12 protein-coding genes are annotated in these 14,800 nt (G+C 39.2%); 9 read left to right on the forward strand and 3 right to left on the reverse strand.

Annotated features, from left to right (window positions below):
• Positions 1-4: 4 nt before the first annotated feature.
• Positions 5-1,240, reverse strand: a complete 1,236-nt coding sequence (locus B2W36_RS19200) for a glycosyltransferase (protein ID WP_293889252.1) — start codon at positions 1,238-1,240, stop codon at positions 5-7.
• A gap of 123 nt (positions 1,241-1,363) precedes the next feature.
• Here B2W36_RS19200 and B2W36_RS19205 point away from each other — a divergent pair, with 123 nt between their 5' ends.
• The 6 genes from B2W36_RS19205 to B2W36_RS19230 all read left to right on the forward strand — a co-directional run bounded on the left by B2W36_RS19205 (position 1,364) and on the right by B2W36_RS19230 (position 8,426).
• On the forward strand, positions 1,364-3,958 hold the full coding sequence (locus B2W36_RS19205; RefSeq protein ID WP_293889254.1) for a phosphatidylglycerol lysyltransferase domain-containing protein: 2,595 nt from the start codon (positions 1,364-1,366) through the stop codon (positions 3,956-3,958).
• 21 nt (positions 3,959-3,979) lie between these two features.
• On the forward strand, positions 3,980-4,648 hold the full coding sequence (locus tag B2W36_RS19210; RefSeq protein ID WP_293889256.1) for an AcvB/VirJ family lysyl-phosphatidylglycerol hydrolase: 669 nt from the start codon (positions 3,980-3,982) through the stop codon (positions 4,646-4,648).
• 173 nt (positions 4,649-4,821) lie between these two features.
• Positions 4,822-5,862, forward strand: a complete 1,041-nt coding sequence (locus B2W36_RS19215) for an LLM class flavin-dependent oxidoreductase (RefSeq protein WP_293889258.1) — start codon at positions 4,822-4,824, stop codon at positions 5,860-5,862.
• Positions 5,863-5,931: 69 nt separating this feature from the next.
• A complete protein-coding gene (locus tag B2W36_RS19220; protein ID WP_209578331.1) occupies positions 5,932-6,513 on the forward strand; it encodes a tRNA-(ms[2]io[6]A)-hydroxylase in 582 nt (193 codons plus the stop codon).
• 104 nt (positions 6,514-6,617) lie between these two features.
• Positions 6,618-7,688, forward strand: a complete 1,071-nt coding sequence (gene rlmN / locus B2W36_RS19225) for a 23S rRNA (adenine(2503)-C(2))-methyltransferase RlmN (protein ID WP_414712090.1) — start codon at positions 6,618-6,620, stop codon at positions 7,686-7,688.
• A 39-nt stretch (positions 7,689-7,727) separates the two neighbouring features.
• The gene (locus tag B2W36_RS19230; protein ID WP_293889260.1) at positions 7,728-8,426 is read left to right on the forward strand and encodes a ComF family protein; all 699 of its coding nucleotides are present in this window, start codon (positions 7,728-7,730) and stop codon (positions 8,424-8,426) included.
• A 159-nt stretch (positions 8,427-8,585) separates the two neighbouring features.
• Here B2W36_RS19230 and B2W36_RS19235 read toward each other — a convergent pair whose 3' ends face one another.
• The gene (locus B2W36_RS19235) at positions 8,586-8,969 is read right to left on the reverse strand and encodes a VanZ family protein (RefSeq protein WP_209578335.1); all 384 of its coding nucleotides are present in this window, start codon (positions 8,967-8,969) and stop codon (positions 8,586-8,588) included.
• A 154-nt stretch (positions 8,970-9,123) separates the two neighbouring features.
• Here B2W36_RS19235 and B2W36_RS19240 point away from each other — a divergent pair, with 154 nt between their 5' ends.
• The 3 genes from B2W36_RS19240 (at position 9,124) to B2W36_RS19250 (ending at position 13,705) form a co-directional block, all read left to right on the forward strand.
• Positions 9,124-9,495 carry a PadR family transcriptional regulator gene (locus B2W36_RS19240; protein ID WP_046673104.1) on the forward strand — a complete coding sequence of 124 codons (372 nt, stop codon included), beginning with the start codon at positions 9,124-9,126 and terminating at the stop codon, positions 9,493-9,495.
• The gene (locus B2W36_RS19245; protein WP_293889262.1) at positions 9,488-11,158 is read left to right on the forward strand and encodes a PspC domain-containing protein; all 1,671 of its coding nucleotides are present in this window, start codon (positions 9,488-9,490) and stop codon (positions 11,156-11,158) included. Before B2W36_RS19240 ends, B2W36_RS19245 begins: the two co-directional genes overlap by 8 nt.
• 138 nt (positions 11,159-11,296) lie before the next feature.
• Complete coding sequence (locus B2W36_RS19250; protein ID WP_293889264.1) at positions 11,297-13,705, forward strand: TonB-dependent receptor; 2,409 nt, start codon at positions 11,297-11,299, stop codon at positions 13,703-13,705.
• 83 nt (positions 13,706-13,788) lie between these two features.
• On the opposite strand, the gene B2W36_RS19255 is transcribed toward B2W36_RS19250, so the two are convergent.
• Positions 13,789-14,799, reverse strand: coding sequence for a LacI family DNA-binding transcriptional regulator (locus B2W36_RS19255; RefSeq protein WP_293885200.1), 1,011 nt, complete (start codon positions 14,797-14,799; stop codon positions 13,789-13,791).
• Position 14,800 lies beyond the last annotated feature (1 nt).

The following is a 14,800-nucleotide window of genomic DNA, read 5'->3' on the forward strand; positions in this document are numbered from 1 at the left end:
AGATCTATTTGTTTTTTTCCTCAATCCATAATGACATATATTTTGTGCTCTGCATCGTGTGGTGTAATAAGATCTGACTAATAAAATTTTGTTGGCGATGTTTGTCAATTTGCACCTTTAATAAGGATAGATTTGTCATAAAGTCAGCCTGGTACTTTCGTTTTTCATACCGTTCGTTGATGATTCGGATGCCATTTTCTTGAGCTGTATACCAAATCTTTTTGTTTTCATATAGCTCAACAGTTTTGACACAAAATGTTTTGGGATCATCTTCGATAAAACCATTCCAGTCCAAATTGCCCTTCATGGCTTCTGCTCCAATAGTCGTCGTGACAGATGGAGTTCCGGTCTGCATGGCGTCAATAAATTTCCCTTTTACACCAGCGCCAAATTGAATTGGTGCGACTAGTACCCGGTAGTTTTCCATAGTAACACGAGCAGATTCTGCCCGCCCCTTAATCAAGAAACGCTCTTTTGGATTATTTAACTGTAGTACTTTCTGCGTTGCATACGCCCCATAAATGTGCAATTCCGCTTTAGGCAGCATGTTCCTTAACTGTGGCCATATTTGTGTTTTTAGATATTGCACGGTATGCCAGTTGGGTTCATGAATAAAATTCCCAATAAATAATAAATTCTTGCGCTCTTTGAAAGGCTTCCATTGTACCACCTCAGAAGGAGTGATCTCCTTTTCAAGGAACGGAAGATAATAAAGGATATCCGGTGAAATTCGAAATTCTTCGATAAGAATCTTCATTTCAGATTCGGAGATAATCAATGAGAGATCACTTCGCAGTATGGCGGCAAGTTCTCGTTTGGCGGTATCGGTAAATAATGCTTGAAAGGAAAAATCATCTTTATTTTTAACAGATGTCTGTCTTGCTTGGCGCAAGAAATGCAAATCTTCTGTATCAAGTACACGAAGTGCGTTGGGACATTGCTGTGCAACACGCCAGCCATATTGCTCTTCCACCATAAAACGATCAAATACAACAATGTCAGGCTGAAGCTGCGTAATAAAATCATCAAAGCTGCTGCTATTAAGCACAATTGCCTGTTCATGTATCCCAAGAGATTGCAAAAAGGCACTGTAGGGCGATTTGGCCGCGGCCGAAGCAAATGTAATCTGGTAGGAGCTCGCAAGGAATGTTCCAATCAATTGCATCATGCGAAAGCCCGCCGCAGAAGATGTTGGCTCTGGCCACACAAGTCCGATGAACAAAACCTTTTTCTCTTTCATGCCGGAAAATTACTGATTAATGTGAAAAGAATTGACGAAAAATTAACAATTAGTCCTTTTCAAACGATTAGCTTTATTCAGTGTTTATAAAATATGTAGGCTTATACACCATTAAACAACTATATGGTCAAAACTATTGCTCAACGGATTCGACATTTTTCACCAAAAACCTATTGGAAGGAACTAATAGCTGTTTTGGTAATCTTATTAGCCTTTGTTTTTTTTAGAAATGAGCGAAAAGAGCTTGCTGCAATTATTCCGCAATTGCGTGCGGCCAATTTAACCTGGGTATCCGTTGGGGTGGCAATAACCATCATCTATATTGTGCTTCAGGGATTGATGTATGTACAGAGTTTTAAAGCTATTGGTCTTTCCATTAATCTGCGCATTGCAATTGACCTTTTCTTAAAACGCAATTTACTCAGTGTGTTTTTGCCCGCAGGTGGAATCAGTTCGCTTGCCTATACGACGACTCAGTTGCGGAAAAGAAATTTAAATACCACTCAAATTCATCAGGCTGGCGCTCTTTATGGTTATGTTGGTTTATTGACGGTCTTTATAATTGGCGTACCTGTAATATTATACACAATCTGGCACAACAAAAATTTTGGGGATGCCTGGATTTCACTGGTGATTTTAGGATTGCTGTTGGGTATTGTATTTTGGATAGTCTGGTCTTTTAGAACGCACAGAGGAATCTACAGTTGGGTAGAAGCAAAGTTTCCTGCTGTTTCTTCTAATATTGACGAAATATTTTCAGGAGAAGTCAAACTGAAATATCTCTTGGGGACTATGCTTGCCTCCATGGTGGTGGAATGTTGCGGTATAGCACATGCATTTGTTAGTATGTATGCCCTAGGTTTGGATCATTCCTTTGAAGCTGCGGCTATTGCTTACACTGTGTCGGTTGTATTAATGATCGTTTCTCCTTTTTTGCGCGGGCTTGGGGCTGTCGAACTGACCATGTTATATATTTTTAAAGCGTATGGCTATTCCCAGGCAGAGGGTTTAGGTATCACGATCCTATATCGGGCATTCGAATTTTGGCTACCCTTAATTTTGGGACTTCTGGCTTTTGCATGGCGTGGCAAGCAATTGTTGGCGAGGATTGGACCTGCCTTGCTTATTTTCTTTTTGGGCGTAGTGAACCTCGTCTCCGTATTGACACCACCATTGGCCGATCGTATGAAACTTGATCGATTTTATTTGCCGCTGGAAGCAATTCACGCATCTAAATTCATGGTATTAGTGTTGGGCCTGGGGTTATTGGTCACTTCGGCCTACTTGATTAAAGGCTTCCGTATTGCATTTTGGATAGCTGTAGTATTCAGCGCACTATCACTGTTTGGGCATGTCTTTAAAGCCCTGGACTATGAAGAAGCTTCGGTGGCTTTATTGACCTTGGTTTTATTGGCAATGAGCTATAAGCAATATCGCATTAAGAGTAATATTCGATGGATGCGTATTGGGTTTATCACATTTTTTGTTGCTCTCATCGCCATATGCCTCTTTGATGTGTTGAGCTTTTACTTTATTGATAAGCAACATTTCGGGGTCGACTTTACCTGGAGACAATCCATTTACCATACCGCAAGAAGCTTCTTGTTGTTTGCCGACGATGAATTGATGCCACAAACAAACTTTGGTCAAGAACTCTTGCGGATCACTCAGGTACTTGGACTTTTTTGCTGGTTCCTCTTGATCTATGCGTTAGCCCGTCCCCGTCTTCTAGCAGATGAGGACTCGAACCAATCTGAATTGGAGCGTGCGGAGCAGCTGCTGCTCGAATTTGGACAGTCTCCGATGGATTTTTTTAAACTCGGAAAAGATAAGAGCTTATTTTTTTCGGAAATTTCAGAAGGATTTACGGCTTACCGCTTGGCTAACGAATTTGCAATTGTATTGGATGAACCTGTGTGTGAACAAGGGGATAAGGAAGAACTGATTCGGGAGTTTGATGCATATTGCTATGCAAATGGATTGAAAGCCATTTATTATCGTGTTGATGAAAATAGCTTGGTTCACTTTTCTTCCCTTCGCAAACAGAAGATTACGATTGGACAGGAAGCAGTATTAGAACTCGAGGCATTCAAGCTGGAGGGTAAGGACCGTAAGTCACTGCGTAACGGACTGAATGCAATTCATAAAAAGGGGTTTACCACGGAAGTGTTGACAGCACCGCAGAACAAGGAAATTATAGATCAATTGAAAGCGATCTCCGATGAGTGGTTGAAAGCATTTGATAAAAAGGAAATGGTTTTTTCACAGGGTATGTTCGATGGAAAAGATCTTGTCTCACAGGATATTATTGTGCTGAAAAATGAAGCAAGTCAAGTGGTCGCTTTTCTCAATATTATTCCTGACTATGCAAAAGATGAGTGTACCTATGATATGATTCGGAAGTCTTCGGAAGCTCCAGGTGGAAGTATGGATGCGTTGATCGTTGAGCTTATTGCTTATGCGAAAGACCGAAAATACGCGTATTTAAATTTGGGCATGGTACCAATGACGGGTTTAGGAGCAACGGATAGTCCTGCAGAGAAAATTATGAAATTTGCCTCAAAGCGATTAGGCAATTTCAAACATTACCATAGCCTGCGCGATTTTAAAGAAAAGTATGCGACATTTTGGGAAAATAAATACCTTATATTTGATAACGATTTTGATCTCATACAACTTCCTGCAGCACTGATAAAAGTAATGAAGCCAAATGAATAGCTTCATATAGAGCTCATACAGATGAAAAAATTAGCCACTTTATTTATAATTGGAAGCATAGCGTTTCATGCTTTTGCTCAACAACGTTTGATTGACATGAAATATTGGAATAATAAAGCTGTACTACCTTTGGTTCTCTATCTGAGTGGAGATGGCGGGTTCAATTCGTTTTCGAATAAACTCTGTGAGCTGATTGCTGGAGCAGGATATACGGTGGCTGCTATTGATTCAAAAAACTATTTCTGGAAGAAGAAAAGTCCAAATGAAATTGCTGCGGATGTGTCAAACACGCTTAAAAACTTGCTTGGAGGACGACATAATACCCGCCTTTTTGTGGTTGGTTATTCATTCGGTGCAGATGCAGTTCCTTTTATTGTGAATCGCTTGGATCCTGCCGTTAAAAAAACCTTAAAAAGTGTAGTGCTTTTGGAACCTTCGGGGTCGACTGATCTCGAGATCCATATTGCAGATATTCTGGGGCGGAGTAATGCAAAACGAAGTCTTGATGTCGTCTCGGAAATCAATCGAATGGATGGAGTGAAAACGAGTGTTATTCTTGGTGACGATGAAGCCAACTTTTCTGTAAAGAAGATAACCCTTAAAAATTTTAGTAAAGTATACCTTTCTGGCGGACATCATTTTAGTGGAAATGCAGAACAGGTAGCGAAGAATACTGTCGCCCTATTTTAATGGAGCCGCTTTAATATACGCTGACTCTCTTTTACGGTGGTTATACGCTAGCAACGGTCATTTATAGTGCTAAGATAGGTAAAAGCTTCGATGTTATTCGTATTTCTTGTCCTACATCAATTTAATTAAATAATGAAGGGCGTAATTTTGATTTAGAATTTAAATAGACAATTATGGAATTAGGAATAGGAATGTTTGGTGACTCTCGGATAGATCCAGTTACGGGTCAGATCCAGGCAGCACAAGACCGAATGAAAGAAATTATTGAAGAAATCAAACTCATGGATCAAGTGGGCTTAGATTTCTTTGGAATAGGAGAACATCATCGCGCAGATTATGCAGTAGCAGCACCAGAGATAGTCTTAGCGGCGGCTTCTACAGTGACCAATAATATTAAATTGGGGAGTGCAGTTTCGGTATTGAGTTCTGCCGACCCTGTCAAATTATTTCAGGATTTCGCTGCAGTTGATTTGTTGTCAGATGGAAGGGCCGAGTTAATGGCCGGAAGAGGATCTTTCATCGAATCCTTTCCCTTATTTGGTTATGATCTCAAAGATTATTCCGAATTATTTGAAGAGAAGTTAGCGCTTTTGCTTAGATTGAATGAGCAAAATCCAATCACATGGCGTGGAAATTTTAGAGCTCCCCTAATCAATCAAGAAATTTTCCCTCGGCCTAAGAACGGATCACTGCCGATTTGGGTTGCCGTAGGGGGCACAACTTCTTCTGTTATCCGTGCAGGAAAATTGGGTTTGCCTGTCATGTTTGCTATCATTGGTGGTATGTATGAAAGTTTCGATCATCTATTTGACATGTATCGCCAAGCGTATGAGGATAATGGTCATGATATGGCTAATTTTCAAGTTGGAGTACACATGCATGCATTTTTTGGCGATAACAGCGCCCAGGTTGCAGATTATTACTATCCGATTTATTCCGCACAGATGGATCGCATAGGGTCAAGTCGAGGCTGGCCTCCATATCAACGCACGCAATATGATTTCGGAAGGTCTTCAAGGGGCCACCTGCTTGTTGGAGATGCTAATTATGCCGTAGATAAAATCTTGCAGATTCAGGAGAAATTTAAGCTGACACGTTTCTCTGCCCATATGGATGTAGGTGCCCCCGGACATAAAGAAATGTTGCGATCTATAGAGATTTATGGCGAGAAAATAGCACCAGAAATTAGAAAGGTATTACATAAAGATATTTAGAGATATTATCATTTTTTTAACGTTCAGATATTACATACCTTTGTGGAATAAATCATTTTAGAGAGTAAGATGCTTGGATTAAAGTTATTGACAGATCCGCGGTGGGCAAACATCGCAGAAGGTAATTTAGAGGAGATTTTGACAGATCATGCATGGTGTGAACAAAAAGCTGCTTCAAATGCAATATCCTTAATTACAAACAACTCAGAGTACGAGGATTTGGTACATGAATTGACCGCAATCGCTATCGAAGAAATGGAGCATTTTAAGATGGTCATTGATATCATTAAAGAACGTGGTTATACTTTAGGGCGTGAGCGAAAAGATGATTATGTTGGTCAATTGATGAAATTCTCTAAAAAGGACGGGAGCCGTAACATGGCTTTTATAGACCGTTTATTATTTGCTGCCATGATTGAAGCTCGTAGTTGTGAACGTTTTAGAGTGCTGTCGCAAAATATTCAAGATAAAGAATTGGCAAAGTTTTATTATGATTTAATGGTTTCTGAAGCAAATCATTATACCACATTTTTAAATTTTGCACGTAAATATACTATAGATGTTGATGTAGAAAAGCGTTGGAAAGAGTGGTTGGATTTTGAAGGTAAGCTTATTCAGTCATACGGAAGTAAAGAGGCCATTCATGGCTAATCGGATATCGCCCCTACCTATTTTAAAACACATACATAACAGTTGTCCCGTTCTATTTCTTAGAACGGGATTTTTTGTCACTTAATTATTCTTATCTTTGTACCGTGATTGAAAAAAGTAAAAGAATAGATATCAGGAGTTTGTCTTTGGATCAGATCAAAGACCAACTTACAGCGTTGGGGGAGCAAGGTTTTCGTGCAAAACAGATTTATGAATGGATTTGGGTTAAATCTTGTGTAGATTTTGATCAGATGAGCAATCTAAGTAAATCCCTTCGCGAGAAGCTAAAAGAGCATTTTACAATCAATGCGGTTACAATTAAAGAATCACAGATCAGCTCGGATAAAACCATTAAAAGTAGTTTTTGGCTCTACGATAATAATATCATTGAGGGCGTGTTAATACCGGCTCCCGAGCGTATGACAGCCTGTGTCAGTTCACAAGTAGGCTGTAGTCTGACCTGTAAGTTCTGTGCAACAGGCTATATGGATCGCAAAAGGAACCTCAATGCCGATGAGATCTATGATCAGGTCGTTCTAATCAGCAAGCAAGCCGAGGAGAATTATGGTCAGCCTCTGACAAACATTGTCTATATGGGAATGGGAGAGCCATTGTTGAATTATGCCAATATGATGAAATCGGTAGAACGTATTACTGCTCCAGATGGATTGAATATGGCTGCCAAGCGGATTACAGTGTCCACGGCCGGTATTGCAAAAATGATTAAGAAATTGGGTGATGATCAAGTGCGTTTCAACTTAGCGCTTTCTTTGCATGCCGCAAATGATAAAAAGCGAAATGAGATTATGCCGATTAACGAGCAGAACTCCCTAAAGGCGCTGGCAGAAGCCCTCAAATATTTCTATGCCAAAACAAAGAGCCCGATCACATTTGAATATATTGTCTTTAATAATTTCAATGATGAATTGGACGATGCGAAAGAACTGGCCAAATTCTGTAAACATGTACCCTGTAAGGTCAATCTAATTGAATATAATCCTATTGCATTAGCAGACTTCCTAAATGCCGAAGCAGATAAAATCGAAATTTTTGCAAATTATCTCAAAAGTCAAGGAATCATCACGAATGTCAGACGCAGCCGTGGAAAGGATATTGATGCCGCTTGTGGGCAATTAGCCATCAAGGATAAGAAAGAAGAGGAATCTGAAGCATAATCTGATGGATTGTTCCTATCTTTAATAGGAGTTAACCAGATGAAGTCCGAACTAAATAAGCTTTTTGGCGATTTCGTGTCTATATTTTTTCCGAGAGAATGTGGATGTTGCGGGTGTGTGCTAAAATATCAGGAAAAGTTTATCTGCATTGCATGCGATTTTCATTTGCCTTATACGAACTATCACGAATACTCAGATAATGATACCGCGAGACAGCTCTGGGGAAAAGCACCGTTGGAAGAAGCATGCTCTTTCTTGTTCATGCAAAAGGATAGCCGTGTAGAACGTCTAATCTATCAGATTAAATACAATAACCAACCTTTTCTTGCGGAATACTTTGGCTATCAATATGGCTTAAAATTAATCGAAGTAAAGGCGTACCAAGATATCGATTTTGTTATTCCTGTGCCTTTACATAGTAGTAAATTACGGAAAAGGGGGTATAATCAATCTACCTACTTTGGAAGGGGAATAGCCAGAGCGATGGAAATTCCATTGCGGGAAGATATTTTGGTTAGAAAGAAAGCAACCATCAGTCAAACGGGAAAGGGAAGGCTCGAGCGCTATGAAAACGTAAGTGATATCTTTGATTGTCAAACCACTGTTTTAATGGATAATGTGCACATACTATTGGTGGACGATGTGTTGACAACAGGCGCAACAGTTATTTCAGCAGCGTTAATGCTTTTCGCGTCTTTTGACTGTCGGATTTCTGTCGCCACATTGGCTAGGGCCTAGTTCATTCGCCAAGCTTAGCTTATTGGGGCAAACTATCAGAACTAAAATCTACACCTACACCTACCTCTTTAACTGCGATTCGGATAATTTAGGCTGTAAATCGTCCGATCTTCTCATATTTCAAAAATAAGTAAGTCATAGAGATAAATCCAACAACATCTATGACCTTCGGTTAACATAATTCAGAAGATAAGCAAACCCTGCCATACCTATTCCGATAGTGTCAGCAAATAAATCCCACCAATCGCCACTGCGATAAGTAAAAATGTAAAGCTGAAGTAATTCGGTCAGCCCTGCAAATAAGAATCCGAGTATAGATACAATAAAGAAAGGAACCCAACGTGTCGGTTTGCCGCTGAATTGTTGGATCACCCCATTATATAGCAGCGTGCAGAAAACAAAGAACATACCGCAATGGACTAATTTATCCATACCGGGATAAGAAGGAACTGCGTCGAAATTGTTGCCCGGGAGTGTGCATAAAACGATAACTATGATGGCCCAAATAAAACACCATTTATAGTCTAGCAAGATTTTAATCATGGCAATAAATATCCAAAAATTTCCTGATAGAAATTAAATTATTATTTATTTAAAAATTATTTGACTGTAAATCAGGTTTTTATGTAATTCATGTTGTTTTGTATGGTACTATGTATTGCATGGTACCATAAAATACATATATCTTTGTATTGTTATGATAGCTGAAAATACACAAATACAAATGAGGAAGGGGATACTTGAATACTGTATCCTATCCATAATTTCTCGAGGAGAAATTTATGCCTCCGATATTATCAGCGAACTGAAGAAAGCTCAATTATTGGTTGTAGAAGGCACCTTATATCCGCTTTTGACCCGTCTAAAAAACAATGGGCTGTTAAGCTATATATGGAAAGAGTCAACTTCAGGTCCGCCTAGAAAATATTATGAAATCACACAAGAAGGATTGGAAGTCCTTTCTAGATTAGATGTTACCTGGAATGAGTTGGTGTTTGCTGTAAACACTTCATTGGTAGGTAGAAACAATGATTCAACTAAACCAGTTAAAGATAATAACGATGAATAAGACAATAATTATCAACATAAATAGTATCGTCTTTCATATCGAAGAGGATGCTTATGAGGTGCTTCGCTCCTACATGATTGATATAAAGAAGCACTTTGGACAATCAGAAGATAGTCGCGAAATTTTAGAAGATATCGAGAACCGTATTGCTGAAATGTTTACCGAGAAGATTCAGGCAGGTAGCAAAGAAGTGCTTAATATGGATGACGTTAATGCAGTGATCGAGCAAATGGGAAGCGTCAGCGATTTTGAATCCGAAGATCAGGATGGTTATTCGTCTTTCCAGCAACAGTCGAATGCAGACGGGTTTAAAGTGGGGAAAAAATTGATGCGCGACCCTGATGACAAGGTTTTTAGTGGAGTATGTAGCGGGCTTGGGCACTTTTTTGGCATTGAGGCTAAATGGGTACGGTTACTTTTTGCTTTATTTGTTGTGATCGGTGGATCAGGCGTATTGGTCTATGTCATACTGTGGATTGTAATGCCGTTGGCTATCACGCGTGCAGATAAAATGGAGATGCGTGGTGAGGCCCCAAATATTCATAATTTTAAACGTTCGTTCGACGAAGAAATGAGTGGAGTACGTGACTCATTTTCAAGAGGTATGGATCGGACAGGCGATAGTGTTGCTAAATTATTGCAGATTATTGTAAAAGTCATTGGCGTATTCTTCGTTATAATCGTTGGGTTGACCCTCATTGGTTTGATCATTGGACTTATTTTCTTTGCATTAGCTATTCTAAACGTCATTCCAGACGTTATGGATAACTCTGGACCTTTTTATTTAATGGATCCGAGCGATGTACCTTTTGCGTTGATAGCAGGTTTCTTGGCCATTTTTATCCCGTTTGCTGGATTGTTCTATTTACTTCTCCGTGTTCTTTTCGAGAAAAAGCCAATGAGCAATTATTTGACGACAACATTATTTTTGGTGTGGTTGGCTTCGATAGGTGCTATTATTTACTATTCTACATCCGTAGCGAAAGAATTCAAAGAGTCAAGTACAATTGTTGAAGAGAAGCCGCTGCAAAAGCAAGCTGTTTATTACTTAAATGAAAATGATATTCGGGTGATCCGCTTAAAGAACGGTGTAAAAAGCGGTCTGGGCATAAAAAGCGAAAACCTGTCTACCTATTTAAGACGTAATATTCGCATCCGCATTGAACGTATCGACTCCTTACAAGAACCTTACGTGCGTTATGAATATTCGGCTAAAGGAAACTCCTATAAAGTTGCAACGGATAGAGCAAGTAACATTCATTATACGTTGAGGCAAGATAGTACATCTCTAGTATTTGACAATGCTTTTCAATTAAATGAAGGCGAACTCTATCGGGACCAAGAAGTCAATATAACCTTGTTTCTTCCAGTCGGAACCAAACTGATCATTAACGATAAACTGGAAGATAAATTAAGAGATATTTCATTTTATGAATGCCGTGACCGGTACAGTGAGGATTTAAGTGACGTAAAGGATGTCGAATTTATGGTCACTTCACTCGGGTTGAAATGCGCCCTGCCACCGAAAAAATCTGATGACAACGACGAAGTAGATGCGGAAGACAGTGAAGTAGCCGCAAATGATACGTCTATCGTCATCCGTCGTGATACCATTATCAAGGTGAAAAAAGATGGTGTCACAGTAGAAACAAAAAAGAAATAATCGATACTTTGTCTTCTGCCTGCGGGCGGAAGACAAGGTATGGTAGCTTTAGCCAATCGAAAGTCAGTACGCAACCTCGTGTGATAAGCCTATTGAATACCATCAACGTAACTGCTTTTGCATCTATTTTATAAACGAATGAAAAGATATTTTTACCTCTTACTCTTAAATTTATTGATTGCTTCCTTTGCCTGTGCGCAAGTTAAAGTCACAGGGAAAGTACAGCTGGAAAACAACGCGCCTTTGGCTTCTGCAACGGTTTACCTCATGAGCGCCAAGATGGACGTTATGTTGAAAACAGGCGTTACAGATGAAAATGGAAAATACCAGTTTTCAGATATAAAACCTGGACGTTATTATGTCCACATCAAGATGATCGGGTATATAAGCAATAAAAGTAATGTTTTTGATATTGCTACGTCAGATTACAATGCGCCCATAATTCTGTTGAACACCGATACACGAAAACTGCAGGAAGTTGCTGTTGAAGGTAAGCGGCCGATGGTTGAAAGCAAGCCCGGTAAATTGGTGCTAAATGTGGAAAATTCTCCCTTAGCAGCAGGGAATAATGCCCTAGATATTGTACAACGAGCTCCGGGAGTAAGCTTGGATAACAACAATAATTTACAGTTGATGGGGCAATCTGGTGTCTCCGTTACTATCGATGGACGGCAGACCTATATGTCCGGTGAGCAGTTGGTGAATTTCTTGAAGAGTACAGATGGCAATCAGATTAAGTCAGTCGAAGTGATAACCACTCGCGCAGCTAAGGATGATGCTGAGGGGGCAGTGGGAACTATAAATATCGTTCTAAAAAAGAATCGGATGGAAGGATTTAATGGCACCTTTAACATGACGGCAGGGAGGGGGGAAAAATTCAGAGGGAATAGCTCCTTGTCGTTAAACTATAAAAAGAACAATACAACCCTATTCGGATCGTATGCCTATTCTGATGAAAAAAGCTACCGCAAGCTTCTGCTCGACCGTATCATACAGAATGAAGGAGTAAAGACTTATTTCAATCAAAGATCACTATTACATGAAAAGGAAAGAAACCATTCTTATCGTTTTGGGATAGAGCAAAAGACATCAGCTAGAAACACAGTCACGGTACAGTTTAATGGATCAAATAATGTCGAATACAATGATAACGATAGTAAGACCAATGTAGGAAAGTCTTTTACAACATTGGATTCCCTTTTGATTTCGACGTCTGCATTCAAAGAATTATTTGATCGTTACTCTGCTAATTTGAACAACGAGTTTCGAATTGATTCTAATGGCAGAAAACTCACTTTCGATCTGGATTGGAGTAAATTCAATAGCAGTAAACGTGTCAGCTACAATAATCAATATTTTGATGGTCAGATGGACGCCATTACGCCTGAGGAGATCCAACGAAGTAGAATGCCCATCGGAATCGATATTTATGTCGCCAAACTTGATTATGAACAACCGCTATCTAAGGTTTCCAAGCTTGAAATGGGAGCTAAATACTCCAATGTTACGTCGGATAATGATTTAACGTTTGAAGACTTTTTGAACAACTCTTGGATTAGCAATGAAAAGCGTACAAATCATTTTGTCTATAAAGAGCAGATTGCCGCGACATATATAGACTATAACAATACGATTGGAAAATGGGGAATGAAGGTAGGAGCAAGAGGGGAATATACGTTTTCCGACGGAAATTCATTAACATTAAATAAGCAGGTGAAACGGAATTACTTTAAGCTTTTTCCGAATGCAAACCTAACGTATACCCTCCATGCAAACCATATTTTTTCATTGGGTTATGCAAGGAAAATCACCCGCCCCAATTACCGTCAGCTCAATCCTTTTGATTATTTCATTGATAAACTAACCTTTGAGCGTGGTAATCCGTATCTAAATCCGCAATATTCCAATGAATTTACCTTCAATTATACGTTGATGCAGCGTTATAATGTGACATTGGGTATTAACGATGTAAGGGATGCTATTGTAGAAAGCATGGGACAAGATTCGGTACTGAAACAAACTTGGGTTATACGTGAAAATTTAGGTAAGAACTTAACGGCTTATCTGAATCTGAACATTCCGGTTACAGTATCCAATATTTGGAGCATGAATAACAATGTTACTGGTATCTATTTTGACTTTAATGGCATGGTGAGCGGCCACCCACTAAAAAGAAAATCTTTTCTTTTGCAAGCTACATCCATGCACAATCTTAAGCTGGCGAAAAGCCTGTCGGCAAATGTCAACTTAAGATATTTCTCTCCCTTCAAATACAACGTATACGATATGAGAGGCCGTTGGGATATGGAGGTTGGAGCGACAAAAACGTTTAAAGATCAACGTAATTCTTTAAAGTTGGCCGTGAGCGACCTATTTAATACAGGAAATCAGAACCTGAAAACTAATTTCGGAGACTTTGATTCCAGTATTAGACAATACCAAGATCGTCGTGTGGTCCGATTAACCTATTCGTATAAATTTGGAAATTTAAAAAATAATTACCGTAAGAAAGATACAAGTAACGAAGAAAAGGAAAGGGCGCAATAGGACATGAATGTCTTATTATCCAACCGTAAGAGTATCATTTCTTACGGTTTTTTTGTTTGATGTGAATTCAGTACCCCATCGATTTAATCATTGTTGATCAATTCAGTAGGTAATACACGAGTTTCAAACTCAGCGATTGGATATTTGGTTTCTATCAACTTAATAAGCAATTCTGTCGCGATTTTCCCCATTTCGAAAGCAGGCTGTCTAATAGAAGTTACTTTGGAAGAAAATAAATCTACAACATTTGAGTTTGTAAATCCAGCAATAGCGATATCTTGTTGTGCTGCTAAAGGCCTTTTTTTTATTACATGAAGATATCCTGTGGTTAATTTGTCTCCCGAAATGAAAATAGCATCAAAACCAATGCGGATAAGTTCCTCGACAGCTTGCTCAATTTCCGCTGAGTGTAGCCCGCCATGTTGGCAATACTTGACCAAATTTGGATCAAAATCGATATGATTCGCCATGAGCGCCTTTTTATAGCCAATTAATCGATCCTTCGTTATAGACAATGATTTGGAGTTTGTCAGATGGGCAATTTTTTTCTTTCCGAGTTTTATAAGGTGCTGTGTGGCATCATAGGCTCCTTGTTGATTGTTTACAACGACTTTGTAGGTGTCAAACTGCTGCGGCACGCGATCAAAAAAGACAATGGGAAATCCCCGCTCCTTCAGCTGCTGCAAATAGGATATATCTTCGGTTTCCGAAGATAATGCAATCAATAGTCCGTCGATGGATCTGGAAGTTAAATATTCAACATTTAGTCGTTCGCGTACAGACGATTCATGCGTTTGCGATATTATAATTTGAAAGTTCTTATCATAAGCAACAGATTCTACACCATTGATGACCTGTGAGAAAAAATTATTGGCTATTTCGCTAACAATAACACCGATCGAATGACTTCGACGCTCTTTCAAACTTCTAGCGATAGGGTTGGCGCGATAGTTTATCTTTTCGGCATATTCCAATACAATCTTTTTTGTTTCGGGGCTTATTTCATAACTATCTCTTAAGGCTCTCGAGATCGTGGAAGTGGATAAATTAAGCGCTTTAGCAATATCTTTAATTGTATAGTTTTCGAATCTCATA

It is taken from the genome of Sphingobacterium sp. UBA3549, assembly GCF_002376635.1.
Lineage (GTDB): Bacteria > Bacteroidota > Bacteroidia > Sphingobacteriales > Sphingobacteriaceae > Sphingobacterium.

Excerpts from the sequence above, each read along its gene's own strand:
- B2W36_RS19200 (WP_293889252.1), bottom strand. The coding sequence starts at position 1,240 with ATGAAAGAGAAAAAGGTTTTGTTCATCGGACTTGTGTGGCCAGAGCCA.
- B2W36_RS19205 (WP_293889254.1), top strand. The coding sequence starts at position 1,364 with ATGGTCAAAACTATTGCTCAACGGATTCGACATTTTTCACCAAAAACC.
- B2W36_RS19210 (WP_293889256.1), top strand. The coding sequence starts at position 3,980 with ATGAAAAAATTAGCCACTTTATTTATAATTGGAAGCATAGCGTTTCAT.
- B2W36_RS19215 (WP_293889258.1), top strand. The coding sequence starts at position 4,822 with ATGGAATTAGGAATAGGAATGTTTGGTGACTCTCGGATAGATCCAGTT.
- B2W36_RS19220 (WP_209578331.1), top strand. The coding sequence starts at position 5,932 with ATGCTTGGATTAAAGTTATTGACAGATCCGCGGTGGGCAAACATCGCA.
- B2W36_RS19230 (WP_293889260.1), top strand. The coding sequence starts at position 7,728 with ATGAAGTCCGAACTAAATAAGCTTTTTGGCGATTTCGTGTCTATATTT.
- B2W36_RS19235 (WP_209578335.1), bottom strand. The coding sequence starts at position 8,969 with ATGATTAAAATCTTGCTAGACTATAAATGGTGTTTTATTTGGGCCATC.
- B2W36_RS19240 (WP_046673104.1), top strand. The coding sequence starts at position 9,124 with ATGATAGCTGAAAATACACAAATACAAATGAGGAAGGGGATACTTGAA.
- B2W36_RS19245 (WP_293889262.1), top strand. The coding sequence starts at position 9,488 with ATGAATAAGACAATAATTATCAACATAAATAGTATCGTCTTTCATATC.
- B2W36_RS19250 (WP_293889264.1), top strand. The coding sequence starts at position 11,297 with ATGAAAAGATATTTTTACCTCTTACTCTTAAATTTATTGATTGCTTCC.
- B2W36_RS19255 (WP_293885200.1), bottom strand. The coding sequence starts at position 14,799 with ATGAGATTCGAAAACTATACAATTAAAGATATTGCTAAAGCGCTTAAT.